The 18,785-nt window shown below is 70.1% G+C and carries 24 protein-coding genes; 3 read left to right on the forward strand and 21 right to left on the reverse strand.

Annotated elements, in window-relative coordinates:
- Nucleotides 1-53 precede the first annotated feature (53 nt).
- Together ITJ62_RS01840 and ITJ62_RS01845 are read right to left on the reverse strand one after the other, a co-directional pair.
- A complete protein-coding gene (locus ITJ62_RS01840) occupies nt 54-491 on the reverse strand; it encodes a YdeI/OmpD-associated family protein (RefSeq protein WP_194599449.1) in 438 nt (145 codons plus the stop codon).
- The gene (locus ITJ62_RS01845; protein ID WP_194599450.1) at nt 488-1,438 is read right to left on the reverse strand and encodes an EamA family transporter; all 951 of its coding nucleotides are present in this window, start codon (nt 1,436-1,438) and stop codon (nt 488-490) included. The genes ITJ62_RS01840 and ITJ62_RS01845 overlap by 4 nt, the downstream gene beginning before the upstream one ends.
- A gap of 45 nt (nt 1,439-1,483) precedes the next feature.
- Between ITJ62_RS01845 and ITJ62_RS01850 the strand changes: the two genes are divergently transcribed.
- Nucleotides 1,484-1,969, forward strand: a complete 486-nt coding sequence (locus tag ITJ62_RS01850; RefSeq protein WP_194599451.1) for a MarR family winged helix-turn-helix transcriptional regulator — start codon at nt 1,484-1,486, stop codon at nt 1,967-1,969.
- A gap of 24 nt (nt 1,970-1,993) precedes the next feature.
- Here the strand turns inward: ITJ62_RS01850 and ITJ62_RS01855 are convergent, their stop codons facing one another.
- Nucleotides 1,994-2,521, reverse strand: a complete 528-nt coding sequence (locus tag ITJ62_RS01855) for a hypothetical protein (protein ID WP_137242427.1) — start codon at nt 2,519-2,521, stop codon at nt 1,994-1,996.
- Nucleotides 2,522-2,584: 63 nt separating this feature from the next.
- On the reverse strand, nt 2,585-3,175 hold the full coding sequence (gene dcd / locus ITJ62_RS01860; RefSeq protein ID WP_056009122.1) for a dCTP deaminase: 591 nt from the start codon (nt 3,173-3,175) through the stop codon (nt 2,585-2,587).
- A gap of 137 nt (nt 3,176-3,312) precedes the next feature.
- Between dcd and ITJ62_RS01865 the strand changes: the two genes are divergently transcribed.
- Complete coding sequence (locus ITJ62_RS01865; protein ID WP_194599452.1) at nt 3,313-4,062, forward strand: type 1 glutamine amidotransferase; 750 nt, start codon at nt 3,313-3,315, stop codon at nt 4,060-4,062.
- Between the two features lie 77 nt (nt 4,063-4,139).
- On the opposite strand, the gene ITJ62_RS01870 is transcribed toward ITJ62_RS01865, so the two are convergent.
- From ITJ62_RS01870 to hxlB, 5 genes are all read right to left on the reverse strand, one after another.
- On the reverse strand, nt 4,140-4,304 hold the full coding sequence (locus ITJ62_RS01870; RefSeq protein ID WP_162852292.1) for a hypothetical protein: 165 nt from the start codon (nt 4,302-4,304) through the stop codon (nt 4,140-4,142).
- A 352-nt stretch (nt 4,305-4,656) separates the two neighbouring features.
- Nucleotides 4,657-4,833, reverse strand: coding sequence for a hypothetical protein (locus ITJ62_RS01875; RefSeq protein WP_194599453.1), 177 nt, complete (start codon nt 4,831-4,833; stop codon nt 4,657-4,659).
- A gap of 105 nt (nt 4,834-4,938) precedes the next feature.
- The gene (locus ITJ62_RS01880) at nt 4,939-6,474 is read right to left on the reverse strand and encodes a carboxylesterase/lipase family protein (protein WP_194599454.1); all 1,536 of its coding nucleotides are present in this window, start codon (nt 6,472-6,474) and stop codon (nt 4,939-4,941) included.
- 268 nt (nt 6,475-6,742) lie between these two features.
- Complete coding sequence (gene hxlA, locus ITJ62_RS01885) at nt 6,743-7,369, reverse strand: 3-hexulose-6-phosphate synthase (protein ID WP_194599455.1); 627 nt, start codon at nt 7,367-7,369, stop codon at nt 6,743-6,745.
- Nucleotides 7,370-7,439: 70 nt separating this feature from the next.
- Nucleotides 7,440-8,051 carry a 6-phospho-3-hexuloisomerase gene (gene hxlB / locus ITJ62_RS01890; RefSeq protein ID WP_194599456.1) on the reverse strand — a complete coding sequence of 204 codons (612 nt, stop codon included), beginning with the start codon at nt 8,049-8,051 and terminating at the stop codon, nt 7,440-7,442.
- Nucleotides 8,052-8,152: 101 nt separating this feature from the next.
- Here hxlB and ITJ62_RS01895 point away from each other — a divergent pair, with 101 nt between their 5' ends.
- Complete coding sequence (locus ITJ62_RS01895) at nt 8,153-9,442, forward strand: LuxR C-terminal-related transcriptional regulator (RefSeq protein WP_194599457.1); 1,290 nt, start codon at nt 8,153-8,155, stop codon at nt 9,440-9,442.
- Between the two features lie 21 nt (nt 9,443-9,463).
- On the opposite strand, the gene ITJ62_RS01900 is transcribed toward ITJ62_RS01895, so the two are convergent.
- The 12 genes from ITJ62_RS01900 to ITJ62_RS01955 form a co-directional block, all read right to left on the reverse strand.
- Nucleotides 9,464-9,877 carry a phage holin family protein gene (locus ITJ62_RS01900; protein WP_194599458.1) on the reverse strand — a complete coding sequence of 138 codons (414 nt, stop codon included), beginning with the start codon at nt 9,875-9,877 and terminating at the stop codon, nt 9,464-9,466.
- A gap of 120 nt (nt 9,878-9,997) precedes the next feature.
- Entirely contained in the window at nt 9,998-10,591 is a 594-nt protein-coding gene (locus ITJ62_RS01905) for a short chain dehydrogenase (RefSeq protein ID WP_194599459.1), read from the reverse strand.
- A 51-nt stretch (nt 10,592-10,642) separates the two neighbouring features.
- Nucleotides 10,643-11,287 carry a hypothetical protein gene (locus ITJ62_RS01910; protein WP_194599460.1) on the reverse strand — a complete coding sequence of 215 codons (645 nt, stop codon included), beginning with the start codon at nt 11,285-11,287 and terminating at the stop codon, nt 10,643-10,645.
- The gene (locus tag ITJ62_RS01915) at nt 11,284-12,045 is read right to left on the reverse strand and encodes a hypothetical protein (RefSeq protein ID WP_194599461.1); all 762 of its coding nucleotides are present in this window, start codon (nt 12,043-12,045) and stop codon (nt 11,284-11,286) included. The genes ITJ62_RS01910 and ITJ62_RS01915 overlap by 4 nt, the downstream gene beginning before the upstream one ends.
- Complete coding sequence (locus tag ITJ62_RS01920) at nt 12,042-12,419, reverse strand: PadR family transcriptional regulator (RefSeq protein WP_194599462.1); 378 nt, start codon at nt 12,417-12,419, stop codon at nt 12,042-12,044. The genes ITJ62_RS01915 and ITJ62_RS01920 overlap by 4 nt, the downstream gene beginning before the upstream one ends.
- Before the next feature lie 113 nt (nt 12,420-12,532).
- Nucleotides 12,533-13,144, reverse strand: coding sequence for a DUF1349 domain-containing protein (locus ITJ62_RS01925; RefSeq protein WP_194599463.1), 612 nt, complete (start codon nt 13,142-13,144; stop codon nt 12,533-12,535).
- Nucleotides 13,145-13,229: 85 nt separating this feature from the next.
- Nucleotides 13,230-13,889: a YigZ family protein gene (locus tag ITJ62_RS01930; RefSeq protein WP_194599464.1), complete on the reverse strand. Its 660-nt coding sequence runs from the start codon at nt 13,887-13,889 to the stop codon at nt 13,230-13,232.
- Nucleotides 13,890-13,932: 43 nt separating this feature from the next.
- Nucleotides 13,933-14,796 (reverse strand): CPBP family intramembrane glutamic endopeptidase, encoded by an 864-nt coding sequence (locus ITJ62_RS01935; protein WP_194599465.1) that lies wholly within the window; start codon nt 14,794-14,796, stop codon nt 13,933-13,935.
- 49 nt (nt 14,797-14,845) lie between these two features.
- The gene (locus ITJ62_RS01940) at nt 14,846-15,547 is read right to left on the reverse strand and encodes a hypothetical protein (protein WP_194599466.1); all 702 of its coding nucleotides are present in this window, start codon (nt 15,545-15,547) and stop codon (nt 14,846-14,848) included.
- Nucleotides 15,544-16,506 carry a carbohydrate ABC transporter permease gene (locus ITJ62_RS01945; RefSeq protein ID WP_137242439.1) on the reverse strand — a complete coding sequence of 321 codons (963 nt, stop codon included), beginning with the start codon at nt 16,504-16,506 and terminating at the stop codon, nt 15,544-15,546. The genes ITJ62_RS01940 and ITJ62_RS01945 overlap by 4 nt, the downstream gene beginning before the upstream one ends.
- Nucleotides 16,506-17,414: a carbohydrate ABC transporter permease gene (locus tag ITJ62_RS01950; protein WP_124768540.1), complete on the reverse strand. Its 909-nt coding sequence runs from the start codon at nt 17,412-17,414 to the stop codon at nt 16,506-16,508. The genes ITJ62_RS01945 and ITJ62_RS01950 overlap by 1 nt, the downstream gene beginning before the upstream one ends.
- A 96-nt stretch (nt 17,415-17,510) precedes the next feature.
- Entirely contained in the window at nt 17,511-18,779 is a 1,269-nt protein-coding gene (locus ITJ62_RS01955) for an ABC transporter substrate-binding protein (protein WP_194599467.1), read from the reverse strand.
- Nucleotides 18,780-18,785 lie beyond the last annotated feature (6 nt).

Here is an 18,785-nt window from a genome sequence, read left to right on the forward strand (position 1 = left end):
GGATCTGCGCGGATCGAGCCGGTTTCCGAACAGATTCAGGCGACTGATCGAGGTCAGGTTCCGCGGAGCGCTTCGACGGCCGCGGCAATCCGCTTGTCGCGCGTCGCATCCGTCTTCGCCAACGCGACCGGCTCGGCCAGCGCGCGCTGTCGGCTGAACGACAGGGCTCCGTAGGCGGCGAGCGCCGGCTCGTCTCCCGCGAGCGCCGTCTCGAGCTCGGGCGGCAACGGGAACACGCGCGGTGCGTCGTCGACCTCGAGGTCCACGTCGACCTCGTCGCCTCCCGCAACCCCGGCGGCGGCGCGGTTGGCGGCGCTCAGCGCGATCAGGTACCGGCCGCCCATCGGGGTGATGGTGCTGCGGTAGGTGGTCGCACCGACGGTGACGACGACGGGCACGCGCTTGCCCCGGTCCAGGCCCTCGACGACGGCGTCGGGGACGAGGATGCCGGTGTTGTCGCCCTGGAGTTCGATGACGGTGCGGAATCTCATGCGCTCAGTATGACCCGGGGCCGTCTCGCGGTGAAGACCAGGATGAGGGAGCCGGCGACGACCGCGATCCCGAGAAGCTGTCCGAGGCTCAGCGCCTCGCCGAGGACCACGAGGCCTGCCAGCACGGCGACAACGGGACTCAGGAGGCCGAGGAACGACACGGACCCGACGGGCAGCGCGGCGATGCCACGGAACCACAGGGCGTAGGCGAGGGCCGTACCGATGAGGGAGAGGTAGGCGTACCCGCCGATCGCCGCTGCGTCCGGAGCGTCCGACGGAAGTCCCTCGACGAGGAGCAGCACCGGCACGAGGACGAGACCGCCGTCGACGAGCTGCCAGGCGGTCAGCGCGAGGCCGGAGACCGGTGCGCCGCTGCCGGCGTTCGGGACAGGGTCCGGGCTCGTGCGCCGGCGCGCGCCGATCCGGCGGCCGACCTCCGGTCTCCCCCACCGCTTGCTCAGCACCGATCCGAGCGACATCGACGCAGCACCGGCGAGCGCGGCGACGACGCCGATCACGTCGAGACGCGCGTCGGCCTGCAGCACGATCAGCGCGACGCCAGCCACTCCGGCGAACCCGGCGACGACGCGGCGGACGGTCAACACCTCCCCCACCAGCAGGCTCGCGAGCACGGCGACGAGCACGGGCCCGATCGCCCCCATGGTCGCGGCGACCCCGCCGGGCAGTCGGTAGGCGGCGAGGAAGAGGAACGCGAAGAAGGCACCGATGTTGAGCGTGCCGAGCACGAGCGATCGCCACCACCAGCCACCGACCGGGAGGGTCCGCGTGATCGCGAGGAGCAGGAGTCCGGCGGGCAACGCCCGGAGCACGGCTGCCAGCAGCGGCCGTCCCGGCGGGAGCAGTTCGCTCGTGACGAGGTAGGTCGTCCCCCAGCTGATCGGAGCGATGGCGGTGACGGCGGCGATGCGGAGTTGATTGCTAAGCACTGAGCAACAATAGCTCAGCACTAAGTGAATTGCTACGCTGGCTGGATGAGCACGCGCGTCGACGACATCCTGGGCCAGTGGCGGACCGAGCGACCCGATCTCGACGTCTCGCCCATGGCCGTCATCGGACGACTGTCGCGAGCGGCGACGGCGGTCGACGCACGCCTCTCCTCGACCTTCGCCGAGCACGGTCTCGACAGCGCCTCGTTCGACGTGCTCGCCACCCTGCTCCGCGCCGGCTCACCGCACGAGCTCGCGCCGAAGGACCTCGCCCACTGGTCGATGGTGACGTCGAGCGCGATCGCCCAGCGCGTGAACAAGCTCGTCGAGCGCGGTCTCGTGACGCGCCGTCCGAGTGAGCAGGACGGGCGCGGCACGGTCGTCGCCCTCACCCCGGCCGGCAAGCGCCTCGTCGAAGCAGCCCTGCCCGATCACCTCGCCGCCGAGGAGCGTGTCCTCCACGGCTTCTCCCCCGCCGAGCGCGAGCAGCTGGCGGCCTTCCTGGAGCGCCTGGCTCGCGCCGACCCCTGATCGTCGCGGTGGGGACGGATCCGCTCAGGCGATGCGGCGACCCTCGTTGTGCTCCTGCAGCCACCAGGTCGCGCCCTCGTCGTCGGACACCCAGCTCTCCCAGGTGTACGAGTCCTCGGTGATGCCGCTGAAGTTCCACCGGATGAGCTTGTCGTCGTTCCGCGTGCCGTCCTGGCGGATGCCGTCGGCGCGGTGCGGCGTCGCGACGAGCTGGCAGAACTCCCCGCGCCGTGGCTCGACGTAGTTCACGCGCCAGGCACCCATCAACCGGTCGTAGACACGGAGAGCCGTGCTGACCGTCTCCCAGCCCGACGGCTCCGCGTCGTTCGCGACGAGCTGGACGTCCTGCACGGCACGCCCCTCGAGGATGTACGACACGATCCAGCGGAAGTCGGACTCGACCCACTCGCCACTCTCGTCGTCGAGGCGCTTCGAGTGGACGTCCCAGGATCCGACGAACTGACCGAACCGGACCATGCGACGCGGGTAGAGCGGCGTCGGCCCGTCGGCGGTGATCGCGCGGGCGAAGTCGGGTCGCTCTGACGTGCTCATGGCGGGGCCTTTCTGCTGGTCCACCTGCTCGCCCGTCGTCGGGACGCCCGCCTCAGTCCTGCGTCAGCGCTGCGTCTCGCCGACGTCGGTCCGGTGGAAGTTCTGGAAGGAACGGGAGGCGGTGGGTCCACGCTGTCCCTGATACCTGGAACTGTACTCGCTCGACCCGTACGGGCGCTCGGCCGGTGACGTGAGCCGGAAGAAGCACATCTGACCGATCTTCATCCCCGGCCAGAGCTTGATCGGCAGCGTCGCGACGTTGCTGAGCTCGAGGGTGACGTGGCCCGTGAAGCCCGGGTCGATGAAGCCGGCGGTGGAGTGCGTGAGGAGACCGAGACGACCGAGCGAACTCTTGCCCTCGAGGCGTGCGGCGACGTCGTCCGGGAGGGACACCCGCTCGTACGTGGACCCCAGGACGAACTCGCCGGGGTGCAGGATGAACGGCTCGTTCGGCAGCGTCTCGATGAGGCGCGTCAACTCGGGCTGATCCTCCGCGGGATCGATGAAGGGGTACTTGTGGTTGTCGAAGAGGCGGAAGAAGCGATCGAGGCGCACGTCGATGGACGACGGCTGGATCATCTCCGGCGAGTAGGGGTCGAGCGCGATGCGGGAGGCGTCGAGTTCGGCTTTGATGTCACGGTCCGAGAGCAGCACGGTGACAGTGTATCGGCCGGGAGCCCGAAGCCTCGGGCCGGTGATGACGCCCGGATTCGCTACGATGCTCGCACGGTGACGACCTCCGCGACCCGGCGGAGACCGGTCGCGCCGCCCCAGCGACCTGGAGGCCTCCGATGACCAGACCGCACGTCCTCGTCCTGCAGCACGTCCCCTGGGAGCGACCGGCGGTGCTCGGCGAGGTGCTGACGGCGTCGGGGATCGACTGGACGCTCGACACGATCGTCGAGCGCCGTGAGCTGCCGCCGGCGCGCGAGATCACCGGGTTCGACGGGCTCGTCCTCCTCGGCGGCCCGATGGGCGCGCTCGACGTGGAGGAGCACCCGGGTCTCGGGCTCGAAGCGCAGCTCGTGCGCGATGCGGCGGTGCTCGGCATCCCGGTGTTCGGAGTCTGTCTCGGGCATCAGCTCATCGCGACGGCCCTCGGAGCCACCCTCCACTCGGCGGCCGCGCACGAAGTGGGTGTCGGCGACGTCGAGCTCCTGACCGAGAGCGAACTCGGCATGCGTGGCGAGCGACTGCCGGTGCTGCACTGGCACGGCGACGTCGTCGAGGCTCCATATGGAGCGACGGTCCTCGCATCGTCGCCGTCGACGCCGAACCAGGCGTTCCGAATCGAGGACCGGATCTTCGCGACGCAGTTCCACCTCGAGGTCGACCCGCCGATGCTCGACCGGTGGCTCACGGAACCGCTCATGCTCCGCGACCTGCCGTTCATCGCCGGGACCGCGGAGGAGGCGGCCGACCGGCTGCGGTCCGAGGTCGCCGCGGTGGCGGGGCCGATGCGCGAGGCCGGCGAGCGGTTGTTCGGGGCCTTCGCCGATGCGGTGCTCCGGCGGACGAGCGTCGATCCGTCGCTGCGGTAGGACTCGGATCGTGCCCCGGACGCAGCGAAGCGGCCGGCCCCCGGAGGGACCGACCGCTTCGTGAACTCGAGTTCGAGTTAGAGGGCCTTGCGACCCGTGATCGTCCTGATCAGGAACGCGATGATCGCGATCGCGAGCAGCACGAGGCCGACCCACAGCAGGAAGTTGAGGGACTGGACGAACCCACCGGTGATGGCGAGAACGATGGCAACGACGATGACGATGATGAGCAGGATGTTCATGGTGAAGCTCCTTTCGCAGAACTCCGTCCACCGTATGGGGGCCTGACCATTCCGTCGCGGGGGTTGACATCGTCCGGAGTCGTTCCGCTACGCGCGCGGAGCGCCCCCGCGTTGCACACCTCCGCCGTCCGCCGTGTCGGCTTGCGCCAGCGCGGTGCGCTGACGCGAGCGCGGGCCACACGCGTGAGCGCGGGTCTCCGGAGGGTCGCGCTCACGCGCACGGGTCGCGCTGAAGCCTGATCCCGGGGGTTCGGACCAGCGCACCGCGCTGGCACCGATTCAGTACAGCTCGGTCGGCAGCACCGCGCTGACCAGGGATTCCCGAGCTGAAGTCCGTCCCGGGCGAGCCGCGCTAGAGGAGCCCTGGCTGGTCGGCAGGGTCGCCGTCACCTGGCTCGGAGCCCGGGTCGTCGACCGTCGGCGCCGCCATCGGATCGTCGCTCTCGGGAGCGTTGTCGGGCAGCGCTCGGGAGATGGCCTCCTGGGTGTCGCCGATCGGGTCGTCCATCTCGTCTCGTGGGTCGCTCATGCTCATTTCCTTTCCTCGTGTCCCGACGGTAACGCGGGACGCCTCACAGCCACACCCCCTGGCAGAACGGCCCGGTTCGTCCTACGAGCCGAGTGCCCGGGCCCGTCAGACCGGTGTCGATGCCGTCGTCGACGACGCTTCCGCGAGTCGCTTCGCCGCTGCGAGCACGCGTGCACTCGCGAACGGCTCGACCGTCGACGCCTCGGCCGCGTCGAACACCTCGATCCCGGAGGCGTCACGGTCGGACCGCGACCAGCCCGGCGACCCGTCTCGGACGAACGCCACGACCGCACCATGGATCCGATCCGCGAGCTCCTGCGGCGCGTGCGGGCCCGCCACCCGGGTGACGTCCGGGTCGTCGAGCACGTCGAAGATGAACGGGACGTCGAGGCAGTGCTCCGCGATCCCGCTCACCGCCGAGCGCCATACGAAGTCGGAGACCCAGGTCTCGGCGTCGTCCCGCAGCGCCAGCCAGCGGATCACGCGCTCTCGGAACATGACGTCGCTCACGAAGCGCCCCGCGACGAGTCCGGTGCGTTCGCCGGGCTGGGTCGCGACGTACGCCTCGGCGAGCGGCTCCGGCACACCCATGAGCTCGAGGGCACGCGTCGGCGCCACGGCGTCGAAATCGTCGAGCCGGCCGGTGAAGAACCCGGCGAACTCCTCTCGGGTCGCGCTGACGAGCAACGGCTTGTCCGCGCCTCGTCCCGCGATCATGCCGGCTTCGACGGTGTCGACGACCAGCTCGCCGTCGACGACCGGCCCGAGGCCGAGGCGGCCGTTCATCGTCGTCATCCCTCGGAGCACGGACTCCGGATCGGTCGCCCCACCGGGGACGACCTCAAAGCCCTGGGCCTCGATCAACGTGTACTCCGGGACGCTCGCGAAACCGGCCAGGGTCGCGGGCACCCCGAGGTGCCCGGCGAGTCGAGCGGTCAGGGCCTGCGCCTCGACGAGCGGGACATCACCGGGGACTCCGGACACGGAGATCGCCCGCTGGAACAGGTGTTGCGCGGACGGGACCGTGAGCAGGGTCATGACGGACCCGCCGCCCGCGGACTGGCCGGCGATCGTGACGCGCTGCGGGTCGCCGCCGAACGCCGCGATGTTGTCGCGGACCCACTCGAGCGCGAGGATCCAGTCGAGCACGCCACGGTTGGCGGGGGCGTCGGGCAGCCAGCCGAACCCGTCGAAGCCGAGGCGGTAGGACACCGAGACCGTGACGACGCCGTCGCGGTTGAAGGCCCGGCCGTCGTACCAGGGGCTTGCGGGCGACCCGGCGATGAAGCCGCCGCCGTGGATCCAGACGAGGACGGGTAGACCGGCACTGTCTGCGGCGGGTGTCGGGTCGGGCGTGAAGACGTTGACGTTGAGCGTCGAGTCGCCGGGGATCGACGGTTCCGGGATCGTCGTGATCTCGGCCATGGCCTTCCGCTGCGGTGTCGCGCCGTAGGCGGTCGCGTCGAGGAGGCCGTCCCAGGGGGCCTTGGGCTCCGGGGCCTGGAACCGTCTCGCTCCGGTCGGCGGCTCGGCGAACGGGATGCCGAGGAAGGCGACCGATCCGACGGCGCGGCGCGTCCCGCGGACCGCTCCCGAGGTCGTCTGTGCAATGGGCTGCTCTGGGCTGGAATCGGTCGTCATCGGCGGATCCTCCGGGTACTCGGCTGCGCGCTCATCCGACGAGCGTCGCGTGGTGATCCGCCCAGTATGCCGTGTCGTCTTCGAATCCCGTTCGATGTTCGGACTTCACCCAGCCGACCCACCCGATGCGCCAGCGCGGTGCGCTGACCCGGGCGCGCCCCGGAGCCGTGCGCGCGGGTCTCTGGAGACCCGCGCTCACGTCCGATGCACCGCGCTCGCGTCAGCGCACCGCGCTGGCCAACCCGACGGGTGCGGGGTTGGCAGTGGGTTACGCGACGATTGCCGCGCGGAGGGCTGCCGCGGAGGCTGCCGGGTCGTCGGCCGAGTAGATCGCACCACCGGCGACCGCGACCTGCGCGCCCGCCTGCTGCACCGACGCGATCGTCGACACGTTCACGCCACCGGCGACCGAGAACGGCACGGCGGCCGCTTTACCGTCGGACAGGAGCGTCTGGAAGGTGAAGCCCTCCTCCGCCTGCTCGTCGAGACCGGCGTGCATCTCGACGAATGCGGCACCGAGAGCGGTGACCTCCTTGGCGCGCTGCACCTTGTCGGCGACCCCGATGAGGTCGACGACGACGGACTTGCCGTGCGCCTTCGCGGCCTTCACAGCGCCGACGATCGTGCTGTCACCGGCGGTCCCGAGGACGGTGACGATGTCCGCACCGGCGGAGAAGGCGATGTCGGCTTCGAGCTCACCGGCGTCCATGGTCTTGAGGTCGGCGAACACGATCTTGTCGGGGTGGGCGTCCTTGACCGCGGTGACGGCACGCAGGCCCTCGCTCTTGATGAGGGGCGTGCCGAGCTCGAGGATGTCGACGTAGGGCGCGACCTTCCCGGCGAGTTCGAGGGCTGCCTCGGTGGTGAGGACGTCCATGGCTACCTGGAGCTTCATGTGGTGCTGCTTTCTGTCGTGATGGGATGCGTCCGACGTCTGCCGGGCGCGTTGGAAGGGATCGGGGCGACTACTCGAGGTTCGCGTGGCGCGGCCACAGTTCCTCAGCGCCGACGCCGGCGGACTGCCAGAGCGCGTGGAAGAACGCGTCACCGAGCAGCATGACCGCCTGCTCGAAGAGGCTCCCCGAGTACTGCACGGAACGCGTGCCGCCGTGGTCGGTCTTCTGCGCGGCGGGGACGACGATCGTCTCGGCGGCCAACTCGGCGAGCGGGGATGCGGGGTCGGTCGTGATGGCGATCACCTGGGCACCGACGGAGACGGCCGTGTCCGCGGCACGCACCACACCCGTCGTCGTGCCGGAGCCGCTGGCGACGAGCAGGACGTCACCGGCGACGATCGCGGGGGTCGTCGTCTCGCCGACGACGTGCACGGTGAGCCCGAGGTGCATGAGGCGCATCGCGGTCATCCGGAGCGCGAGACCGGAACGACCTGCGCCGGACACGAACACGCGGTCCGCCGTTCGCAGGCGCTCGAGTGCTCCGGCGAACGGGGCCGGATCGGCCTCCAGCAGGCTCGACACGGTGCGATGCAGCTCGGCGTCGATCGCGGCGAGCGCCCCCTGGACCGTCGAGGTCGCGGGCGTCACCGACGTGGATGGAGGGACGGTGGGGTTCGACATCCCTCCATCCTGGGCGTGATCGGGTAGGTGCACCGCTGCTCGCCCGAACGGTTCCACCTACCCGAACGGGTGGGTGTGGATCGATGGGATAGGGTGCGGACATGATCGAACGCACTGTCACCTACCCGGTCGAGCTGCTCGACGGCCTGGCCGCCGTCGCATCCAGCTCGCTGTTGCGCATCGCCGGTGCGTTCCGGGAAGTCCTCCAGCCCGTCGTCGCCCATTCCGCGCTCGTGATCTTCACCGAGGACTGCACCGGCCGCCCCCGGAAGAAGGCCGGCGACCCCGCGATCGTCGAGGGCGTCGCGATCGCCGAGCTCGACGCCGTCCGGCAGCGCACCCCCCGCGGCCCGGTCACCCCTGTGACCGCCGGTGCCGCCCCCCACGCCGACCGGCCGACGTCGGCAGTGATCGCAGGAGCGGAACGTCCGATCGCGGCCTGGCTGGCCGACACCGGCGCCCTCCTCGTCCTGACCGACCCGGAGGGACCGATCGACGACCGGCTCGTCGGCGCCCTCTGGGAGGTCGTCGCGGCCGGTATCCGACAGCAGGTCGCGACGGCGGCCCCCGACTACCTCCGCGACTCCCGGGCCGCGTCGAGCGAGCGGGCCGGCGCGATCGCGGAGCTCACCGACGCCCATGCGACGACGCTGGAGTCGATCCTCGCGGTCACCCGGTCGCGTCAGACGTCGGCGGATGACGCCCGAGCGGCGGTGACCGAGATCGCCTCGGCCGCGATGGTCGAGCTGCGGGCGGTGTCCGACCGCGACCGCCAACTGGCCGAGGAACCGGTCGCGCGCGCCTTCGCCAGACTCCGCGAGGACCTCCGCCCGCTGGCCCGCTTCGGCGGCCCCGAGGTCCAGTTCATCGAGCCGCCCGTCGACGGTCGGGCCCTGCCCGGCGAGGTGGCGCATGCGGGACGGGCGATCGTCCGCGGGACGGTCCTCGCGCTCGTCGAGCAGTCCTCGGTCGGGCGGGTCCGGGTGCAGTGGGACTGCGACGGCAGCAACCTGCTCATCGGCATCCGCGACGACGGCCCCGGCGAGTTGACCGTCGACACCCCGAGCGTGCAGCAGCTCGGCGCTCGCGTCGCCGCTCTCCGCGGCAGTCTCGATGTCCAGGCGACGCCCGGGTGGGGCTCGGAGCTGCACGTGACACTGCCGCTCGACCCGCCGCCCGCGACGCAGACCCGCTCCGACTCGGCCGCCGCGCTCACCGAGCGCGAATGGAGCGTGGCCGAGCTGGCCGCCGGTGGGGCACGGAACCGGGCGATCGCCGAGACCCTCACCATCAGCGAGAACACCGTCAAGTTCCACATCGCGAACGTCCTGCGGAAGCTCGGCGTCGCGAGCCGCGTCGAGCTGGCGGCCGCCCTGGCCGCCAGCCGCTGATCCTGTCCGGGCGCCGCGCGACTACCGCTTCGAGCTCGCGCGGCCCCGGTCGCGATCCCGGTCGCCGAACCGTCGCGTGATGAGGGCCCAGCCGAGGATCCAGCTCCCGAGCGCCGCGACCAGCCACACCACCAGCGGTGCGAGCACCCAGGCCAGGACACCGCGGATGTGGAGGCCGCCGGGGAGGATCGACGCGACGAAGAGCGACACGAGCGTCGTCACGAGTCCGATGCCGCCGAGGATCGCCGAGGCGTAGCGCCGCGCGAGCCGGAGGATGAAGGGTCCGAGGACGCCCTGCGCGACCGTGAAGACGACGACGGCGAAGATGAAGCCGCCGAGCGACAGGCCGACGCCGGGCACGACCCAGTCGGCGACGAGCAGCCCGATCGCCGAGGACAGCAGACTGACGGCGATGCTGAGCAGGAAGCGGGTCATGTGCCGACCCTAGCGCTGGGGCATCGACCGCGTCGAGAGCGCGGCTGAGCGGAGGCGGATCGTCGCTTCGCGGGCGACCGGGCGACGATCCGCCTCACCTCAGGAGGGTGTCGGGGCAGCTCAGTCGAGCGCGAGTACCCGACCGGTGCCGACACCCTCCACGGCACGGACGAACGCGAGGCCCACCACGTCGGACGCGACCGGCGCGAAGCCCGGGAACGCGTCGTGGTAGCCGGTTGCCTCGGCCAGCACCGTGGGGCTGACGGCGTTGATGCGGATGCCGCGCGGAAGTTCCGGGGCGGCACCGATCACGAAGGACTCGACCGCTCCGTTGGCCATCGAGGCCGCAGCGCCCGTCGCGATCGGCTCGCGGGCGAGGATGCCCGTCGTGAGCGTGAAGGAGCCGCCGTCGCGGACGAACGGGGTCCCGATCCGCACGACGTCGAGCTGGCTGAGCACCTTGCCGAGGAAGGCCGCGCGATAGTCGTCGCGGGTCAGCTCCTCCACGGGCTTGAACGGGACGGATCCGACGGCGACGATCACCGCGTCGACCTCGCCCACCTCGGCGAACAGCGCCTCGATCGACGCCTCGTCCGTGGTGTCGACGGCGGGCGCCGTCGAGCGCGACACCGCGATCACCTCGTGACGCTCCGCGAGGGCGTCCTGCGCCGCTCGTCCGACTTGTCCACTGGCACCGATCAACAGGATTCTCATGCGGGCGACGCTAGCACCGGCGCCCGACGACGGCACCGTCGACCGACGGCGTCAGTGGGCGTCGTCCATCCCCGTGACGTGGACGGCGTAGCCGTGGCAGCCGGCGAGCTTCCAGTCGTACGGTTGATCGTCAGGGTTCGTCCCCCACCGGGCCAGGAACGCCGCATCGGAGGACTCCGACATGACCATGCCGAAGAGCGGATCGAGGATCTTGGAGCGGTCGTTCGTCCAGGCGTACCAGAAGCCCTGATCAGCCATGCACTTCGCGATGATCTGCTGCTGTGCCTCCCAGATCCCGTCGCTGAGGTACGAGTCGGTGCTGGGCACGATCGAAGCCGGGTCGGTGGTCGCGTCGTACCAGCCCTCCGGTGTCTGCGAGTTGTCGACGCCGGACGCCGGCGAGACGGGTTCGCCAGCGTCCGGCGTCGCTGCGGGATCCGCGGGCACCACGGGTTCGACGGGCGGGAGGTCGTCGAGCGACGCGGCGGCGTCGGCGACCGCTTCGAGGGATCGTGCGTCGTCAGCGGCCGCCTGGGCGTTCGACACCCCGATGAACACGCCGCCCGCTGCCACTGCGAGCACCCCGCTCATCGCGATGCCGAGCCCGATCCGTCGACGGAGCGTTCCGGGACTCCGGCGGACGGGTGCCGTCTCCTGCGCCGCATCCGGCCCGTCGTGGATCTCGTCTCCGCTCATGCCGTCTCCCCCTGCACCGATGCCGCTGCGTCCCGTTCCGTCGTTCGGCGACCCCCAGGCCACCACCACACCGCGGCTCCGATGAACCCGAGCGCAGCGCCCACGCCGATCGCCACGCTCATCACCCACCACGGTTCGAGCCCGGCGCCGTGCGAGCTCAGGCGCGACACGACGAGCACGCCGGTCGCGCTGACGCGGTACATGATGTCGCCCGCGAGCACGCCGATGAGGACCGCTGCGGGCGCCAGGAGCCCCGCGCCGAGCCATCGACTGCGTCGCCGCAACGACAGCACGAGCCCCACGACGCCCAGGACCGCGGCGACCGCCACACCGACCGCACCCGCCGGCGCCTCGACGACGTCGCCGATGACGAGCGCACGGACGATCCGGACGAGGAGGAACAGGGCTGCTCCGGTGACCAGGACACCGCCGGTCACCACGAGGGCTGCGAGGACGTCACCGGTCCGCCGCATGCCGAGCGGCATCGGATCGAGGCCGTGTCCCGCGCGCAACTGCCCGGAGCGCCATGAGAGGTCGTGCGGGATCCCACGGATGGCACGCAGCATGATGTCGCGCCGGAGCCGTTGCGGCGTGACGCCCGCCTCCTGGGCCCAGACGGCGTGCTCGTGCAGGTCGGATGCGATCTCGTCGCGCCGCTCCCCGGCGACGTCGGGCGAGAGGTCGCGGGTGTACCACCCGCACCAGTTCAGGACCCGGTGGGCGGCTGTGCGGTACTCCGGCGTCCGGATGGCGGTCACGCGATCGCCCCCTGCGTCCACGCCGCACCCGCCGGCCTCGCCGAGGTGGCCTGCTCACCGGCGATCCTCGCATGCTCGCGATCCCGGGCCGTCGCGCCTTCGCCGGTGATCCGGTACAGCCGCCGGCGGGGGCGACCCTCCGCCTCCGCGACCTCCGGGTCCTCCCAGCTCGCCTCGATCAGGCCGGCGTCGGCCATCCGCGACAGGGCCTTGTAGAGCGTGCCGTGCGCGGTGAGGGCGGCGTCTCCTGCTTCGGCGAGCTGCTTGGCGAGGGCGAAGCCGTAGAAGCTCCCCTCGGTCGCCTGCAACACGGTGCCGACGTCGAGGATGTCGAGCTCGAGCGGGAAGAGCGTGCCGGGTCGTCTGCGTGCCATGCGACCACTCTAGGAAGATAGGTTCCGATACGTCAAGCTGCCCTCGCGCTGAGTCGCCCGGAACTGCACACGTACCGCCGGTTTCCGCGCTATTCCGGGCAACTCAGCGGGGGTCAGCTCCCGTCGCGGAGGTCCCTCGGGGGTGCAGCGCCGAATGCGATCTCGTCGAATCGCGCCTCGCAGGGCGGACCGAGCGGCGCCTGCGAGAGGAAGCCGACGCGCACCGGGGCGTCGCTGTGCAGACGGAAGACCCGGACGAAGTCCCACGTGACACCGTCGGTCGAGCTGTGGAATGCCCATGCCTCGCCGAGACGACTGACGCGCATCCACACGTGGTCGGCCAGGACGTGCGTCGAGTTCACGTCGTCCGACCAGGTGTTCGTCACGACGCTCACCACCATCGCCTGCCCTTGCGGCGACTGCTCGAAGCAGAGCTTGGCCCAGTGCTCGTCGTCGATCCAGAGTGCGAGGGCACCGGCGTCGAAAGTACTGCGCTCGCCCACGACCGCGACCCGCGCCGAGAGTGTGAAGTGGTCGGGTGCGTCGAAGGCGAGCGCCGTGGCACGCAACTCACGCGGCCCACCGAGCGAGCTGTTACTCCAGTCGACGCCGGCGGCGGAGGTGAGGGTGAGCGCTCCGGCATCGGCGTCGAACGATGCGATTCCGCGGGTCGAGGTCCAGGCGAGGTCGGGAAGCCCGTCGATGCGGGTCACGTCGGTGTGCATGGTCCGACCCTATCGGGATCGCAGGTTCCCCTGAGTCGCCCGGATCTGCTCTGCATCCGGCTGATTCCGCGCAGATCCGGGCAGCTCAGCGAAGCGCCGGGACGTCGACGACGCGTTCCTCCCCGACGGCCACGGCGAGCGAACCGTTGGAAGCCGACGCCACGTCGGCCTGGAGCCGCTCCAGCTCCGCAGGTGGCACCCACAGTTCCAGCTCCGCCTGCGCCCTGTAGGTCTGATCGCCGAGCGTCGCGCCGTGGCTACCGGCCCAATCGCGCAGCAGGTTGTCGTAGCGCCCGGCGTCGGCGTGCGGGACGACGAGGGTCGCGCGGGTCAGCGTCTCACGGCGCACGAGCGCGGCGAGGTCGAGCGTCTCGGAGGCCGCCGAGGAGTACGCACGGACGAGCCCGCCCGCCCCGAGCTTGACGCCACCGAAATACCGCGTGACGACGACGACCACGTCGGTCAGTTCGCGCCGCCGGATGACCTCGAGGATCGGCATCCCCGCCGTGCCGGACGGTTCACCGTCATCGGACGAGCGGGCCTGGTCGCCGAGCAGCCCGGTGACCATCGCGACGCAGTGGTGTCGCGCATCCCACGCCTGCTTCTTCACCCGCGCAATGACCGCTTCGGCGTCCTCCGGGGAGGCGACCGGATGCGCGAGGCCGAGGAACCGCGACTTCTTGATCACGAGTTCGTGCTCGACCGGCGCGGCGATCGTCGCCGGGTACTGCCGCGCGGTGGTCATCCGTCCGAGCGTACCCGGCCGGTGCGCCGGAGGGGTCGGTCGGCTACGGCCGCAGCACGTCGTCGACCGGGTGGGCCTGCACGTGCCCACGGACGAAGATCAGACCGATCACGGCGACGAGCATGATGAGCAGGTTGGCCGGACCGGCGATCGCCAGGAACACGCTCTGGCCGGCGGCCGCTCCCGCGTGGTCGATCCCACCGGTCGAGAGGAAGAGCGTCGGGTCGTAGAGTCCGTGGATCAGGATCGGCCAGATGAGGTTGCCGGTCACCCGGAGCGTCAGGTACATGCACACGCCGAATCCGAAGGTGTAGACGACGGTCACGAGCACGGTCGTGACCGGCTGGCCCGACAGGAGGTTGGACGCGTGCAGCAGCGCGAAGACCAGCGAGGAGATCACCATCACGATCCATTCCGAACTTCCGGCGTCACGCAGCATCTTCGCGACCAGTCCGCGGGTCAGGATCTCCTCGGCGAACCCGATGAACACGCCGGACAGCATCGCGACCACGACCACGGAACCCTCGTAGCTCCCGTAGTCGATGCCGAGCAACCGCAGGACGACCGCGGCGAGGATCACGATCGGCGCGGCCCACATCCACCAGCGTCCGCGGATCGGCTGCTTCGCGAAGAGCTCCCGGAACCAGCCGACCGAGAGGACGAAGCCGGCCAGAAGGACGGATCCGATGATCAGCGGCAGCATGAGCCCGAAGAACACGCTCTGCGGGGTCGCGAAGAGGTCCTCACCGATCTGCGAGCCGAAGAGCTGCCCGACGACCCAGCCGGCCCCGAGGTACAGGGCGAGGTAGACGATGGCCAGCAGGAACGCCCGCCCGATGCCGCCCTTCGCCCAGAAGTCGTGCCATCCGCTGGTGGTGAGTGTCCGCTGACCTCTGTGCTCGCCCATGCGTCGATCCAACCACTCAACGGGCCCGAGCGTCGGACAATCCGGGAGGTCAGTCGGCGAGCGCCGCCGCGGCGTTGCTCCAGACCGCGTAGAGGACGAAACCGCCGAGGGCGAGGAGCCCGAGCACCGGTTGCGCGAGGACGATGAGGGTCCACGCGGCCAGGAGCACGAGCGACAGGAGCGAGGTGCCCGGCCGACGGACGGTCCGGACGAGCCCGCCGAGCAGCTGCGCCCGGAACCGCAGGCCCGGAGCGGCCGCCAGCCCGGCGAAGACGCCGAAGGCTGCGACGACCGCGAGCAGCAGCACGACGACGAGCAGCGGCCCGAGCAGCATCGCGAACGGCGTCCCCCACACGGCGACGAGGTCGATCACGACGACGAACGTGAGCGCGCACACGAGCGACCACGCGGCGAGCGCCGGACGCCAGGTCCGCAGGAGGCCGATCCCGACCTCCCGCAGCGGCCCGGCATCGGCGGCGTCGCGCGACCGCTGGAACGACCAGCAGCCGGCGGCGAAGGCGGGGCCGAGCGGGAGCGAGCACAGCAGCAGGAACGGCCAGCTCGCGAGTGGCTCGGCGACGAGGACGATCGCGGCCGCCAACGGGAGCGCGCCGATCCCGACGCCGACGCCGACCATGAGCGAGCGGTACACGACGCCGAACACCGACTCGAAGGCCTCTCGGCGCGGCTGCAGCAACCCGCGCACGCCGCCGGCACGGTTGTCCGCGCGCCGCTCGGTCACCGCGCTCATCCCTTCATCCCGCTCGTCGCGATGCCCTGGATGAAGTAGCGCTGGCCGAGGAGGAAGATCAGCACGATCGGGATGACGGAGACGACGGACCCGGCCATGATGAGCGCGTACTCGGCGTCGTACTGCCCGACGAAGGAGCGCAGACCGAGCTGCACCGTCCAGAGGTCGTTGCTCGTCAGGTAGATGAACGGACCCATGTAGTCGTTCCAGGTGGAGACGAAGGTCAGCAGCGCGAGACTCGCGAGCGCCGGCTTCGTGAGCGGCAGGATGATCCGCCACCAGATCGCGTACTCGTTGAGGCCGTCGATGCGGGCGGCCTCGCTCAGTTCGTCGGGAATGGTCAGGTAATACTGCCGCATGAGGAACACCCCGAAGGCGCCGAACGCCTGCAGCAGGATGATCGAGAGGTGCGTGTTCACGAGGCCGGCGTTCTGCATCATGATGTACTGCGGGATCATGTAGGCCTGCCACGGCACCGCGATCGTCGCGATGTAGGCGACGAACAGGACGTCACGTCCCTTGAAGTGCATCTTCGAGAAGCCGTAGGCGGCGAAGCTCCCGGTGAGCACCTGCAGGATCGTGATGGTAACCGATAGGAACAGCGAGTTCTTGAGGTAGGTCAGCATCGGGATGCGGGTCCAGATGTCGACGTAGTTCTGCCAGACGAACTCGGTGGGGATCCACTGGACGGGGATCGAGAACACCTCGTTGTTCTGTTTGAGGGACGACGAGACCATCCAGAAGAACGGGACGAAGATGATCGCGGTCAGCACGGTGAGCATCACGTAGATGAGCACGCGGCGCAGCGGCGAGATCGGACCGTGGCGGCGCACCCGGGTGCGCTTGCCTCCAGCCCCGGGCAGCACGGGTGGGGTGATGGCGTCGGTGACCTCGGCGATCGCGACCTCCGCCGACGACGGGACCGTGGACGAGGCACGCGTGGTGGCGCTGGTCGACATCAGCGTTCCTTCCTCTGCTGCAGCTTGAACTGGACGACGGTGAAGACGAGCACGATGACGAACAGCACGAGCGAGATCGCCGAGGAGTATCCGAAGCGGTTCTCGGTGATGCCCTCGCGGTAGATGAGCTGCGAGAGGACGAGCGTGGACCGGCCTGGGCCGCCTCCCGTCATGACGACGATGAGGTCGAACACCTTGAAGCTCGCGATCGTCACCATGATGAGGACGAAGAACGTCGTCGGACGGAGCGACGGGATGGTGATGTTCCAGAACCGCTGCCAGGCGTTCGCACCGTCGACCTCGGCGGCCTCGTAGTACTCCTGCGGGATCGCCTGGAGGCCGGCGAGGTAGAGCACCATGTAGTAGCCCATGTCGCGCCACACGCTAGTGATGATCACGGCGGGCATCGCCCACGCGGAGCTCGTCGTCCAACCGGGCGGGTCGGCGACACCGATGAGCTCCAGGAACTGGTTGATCGGGCCGGCGGTGGGGTTGAAGAGCATGTTCCACACGACGGCGACGGCGACGAGCGAGGTGATGTACGGGAAGAACATCGCGGTGCGGAAGAAGCCGAGGCCGCGGAGCTTGCGGTTGAGGAGCAGTGCCAGGCCGAGCGACGCGAGGATCGTGAGCGGGATGTGGCCGGCCGCGTAGTAGGCGGTGTTGCCGAGCGCGATCCAGAAGGACTCGTCACGCATCATGCGGGCGAAGTTCGCGAACCCGACCCACTCGGGCGGTGAGTACGAGTCCCACTTCATGAACGCGATGACGAACGCCGCGCACATCGGGATGAGGGTCAGGAGCGCGAAGCCGATGAAGTTCGGCAGGATGAAGCTCCAGCCGACGAGCGCATTCCTGCGGACGCGGCTGCTGGAGCGGGTGCGTTGCGGTGGGGCTGCGATCGCCATGACGAGCCTTTCGAGGACGGTGGTGCGGGGTCGGTGGGGACGCGCCGGGCGGACGCGGGGATCGCGGGGCCGGGCGTGCCGGCCCCGCGATCGCGGCTAGTCGACGAGGACGTCGTTCTTGACGCGGTCCTGCATCTTCGTGATGGCGTCGTCGACGTCGGACTCGCCGACCATGATGAGGTCGTGCTCCTCGTCGAGGATCGAGCTGACGTCGGAGGAGTACTCGCTCACGGGCATCTCGAGGACGACGTCCTTCGGCTCCTGGAACGCCTTGACCGAGAGGTCGTCGGTCGGGAGGGCCGTGAACGCCGCGGTGACGTCGTCGGACTGGTACGCGGGGACGACCCCGATCGCGGCGATGGCCTTGGCACCGGCCTCACTCGCGGCGAACTCGAGGAAGGTCTTCGCGGCGGCCTGGTGCGTGGAGTTCTTGTTGACGGCGAACGCGGTCGGCGAACCGAAGGTCACCGTCTCCTCACCGGCCTTGAGCTGCGGCATCTGCGCGACACCCCAGTCGACGTCGGTCGCGCCGCTCTCGATCGACTGCGCGATGCCCGCGATGTACCAGGTGCCCATCGGCATCATCGCGGCCTTGCCGGTCTCGAACATGGTGCGGTAGCTGATCTGCTGGGTCTTCGCCGTGCCGTAGTCGAGCGCGTAGCCCTTCTCCTGCAGGTCGAGGGTGAGGTCGTACTGGTCCTGCATGAAGCCGTAGTCGCCGCTGATGAGGTCGCCGCCGGTCTGGGCTGCGGCGATCGACTGGACGACGGAGCGCCAGTAGTGGTTGTAGGTGCCGTAGACCTTGGAATCGCCGTCGCCCGAGGTGAGCTTCGCCGCGATGTCCGCGTACTCGTCCCAGGTGAGGTTGTCGGGGTGCTCGATGCCGGCCGCGTCGAAGATGGCCTTGTTGTAGTACAGCAGCCAGAAGTCCTGGCGGTACGGCGCCGCGTAGTAGGTGTCGTCGAGCGCGAACGGCTCGATCCCGGCGAGCTTGTCTGCACCGATGTCGTCGACGACGTCGCCCACGTCGACGAGCTGGCCACGGTTCGCGTAGCGCGCGTAGTCGGTCACGTTCTTCATGGTGAGGACGTCGGTCTTGTCGCCGCCCGCGAGCATCGTCGTGACCTTGTCCGAGTAGTCGTCGGCGAGGATGTCGACGGGCTCGATCGTGATGTCGGGGTGCTCGGCCTCGAAGGCGTCGAAGAGCGCCTTGAACTCGGGCGTCTGGTCGTAGTTCCAGACGGAGACGCTGAGCGTGACGGGGCCGTCCTCGTCCTGCTGGGCGGAGCCGCCACCCGAGCAGCCGGTGAGGGCGAGGCCGGCTGCTGCGGCGATCGCGGAGATGGTCAGGATGGGTCGCTTCATTGCGGA

It is taken from the genome of Plantibacter sp. VKM Ac-2876, from assembly GCF_015350715.1.
Lineage (GTDB): Bacteria > Actinomycetota > Actinomycetes > Actinomycetales > Microbacteriaceae > Plantibacter > Plantibacter auratus.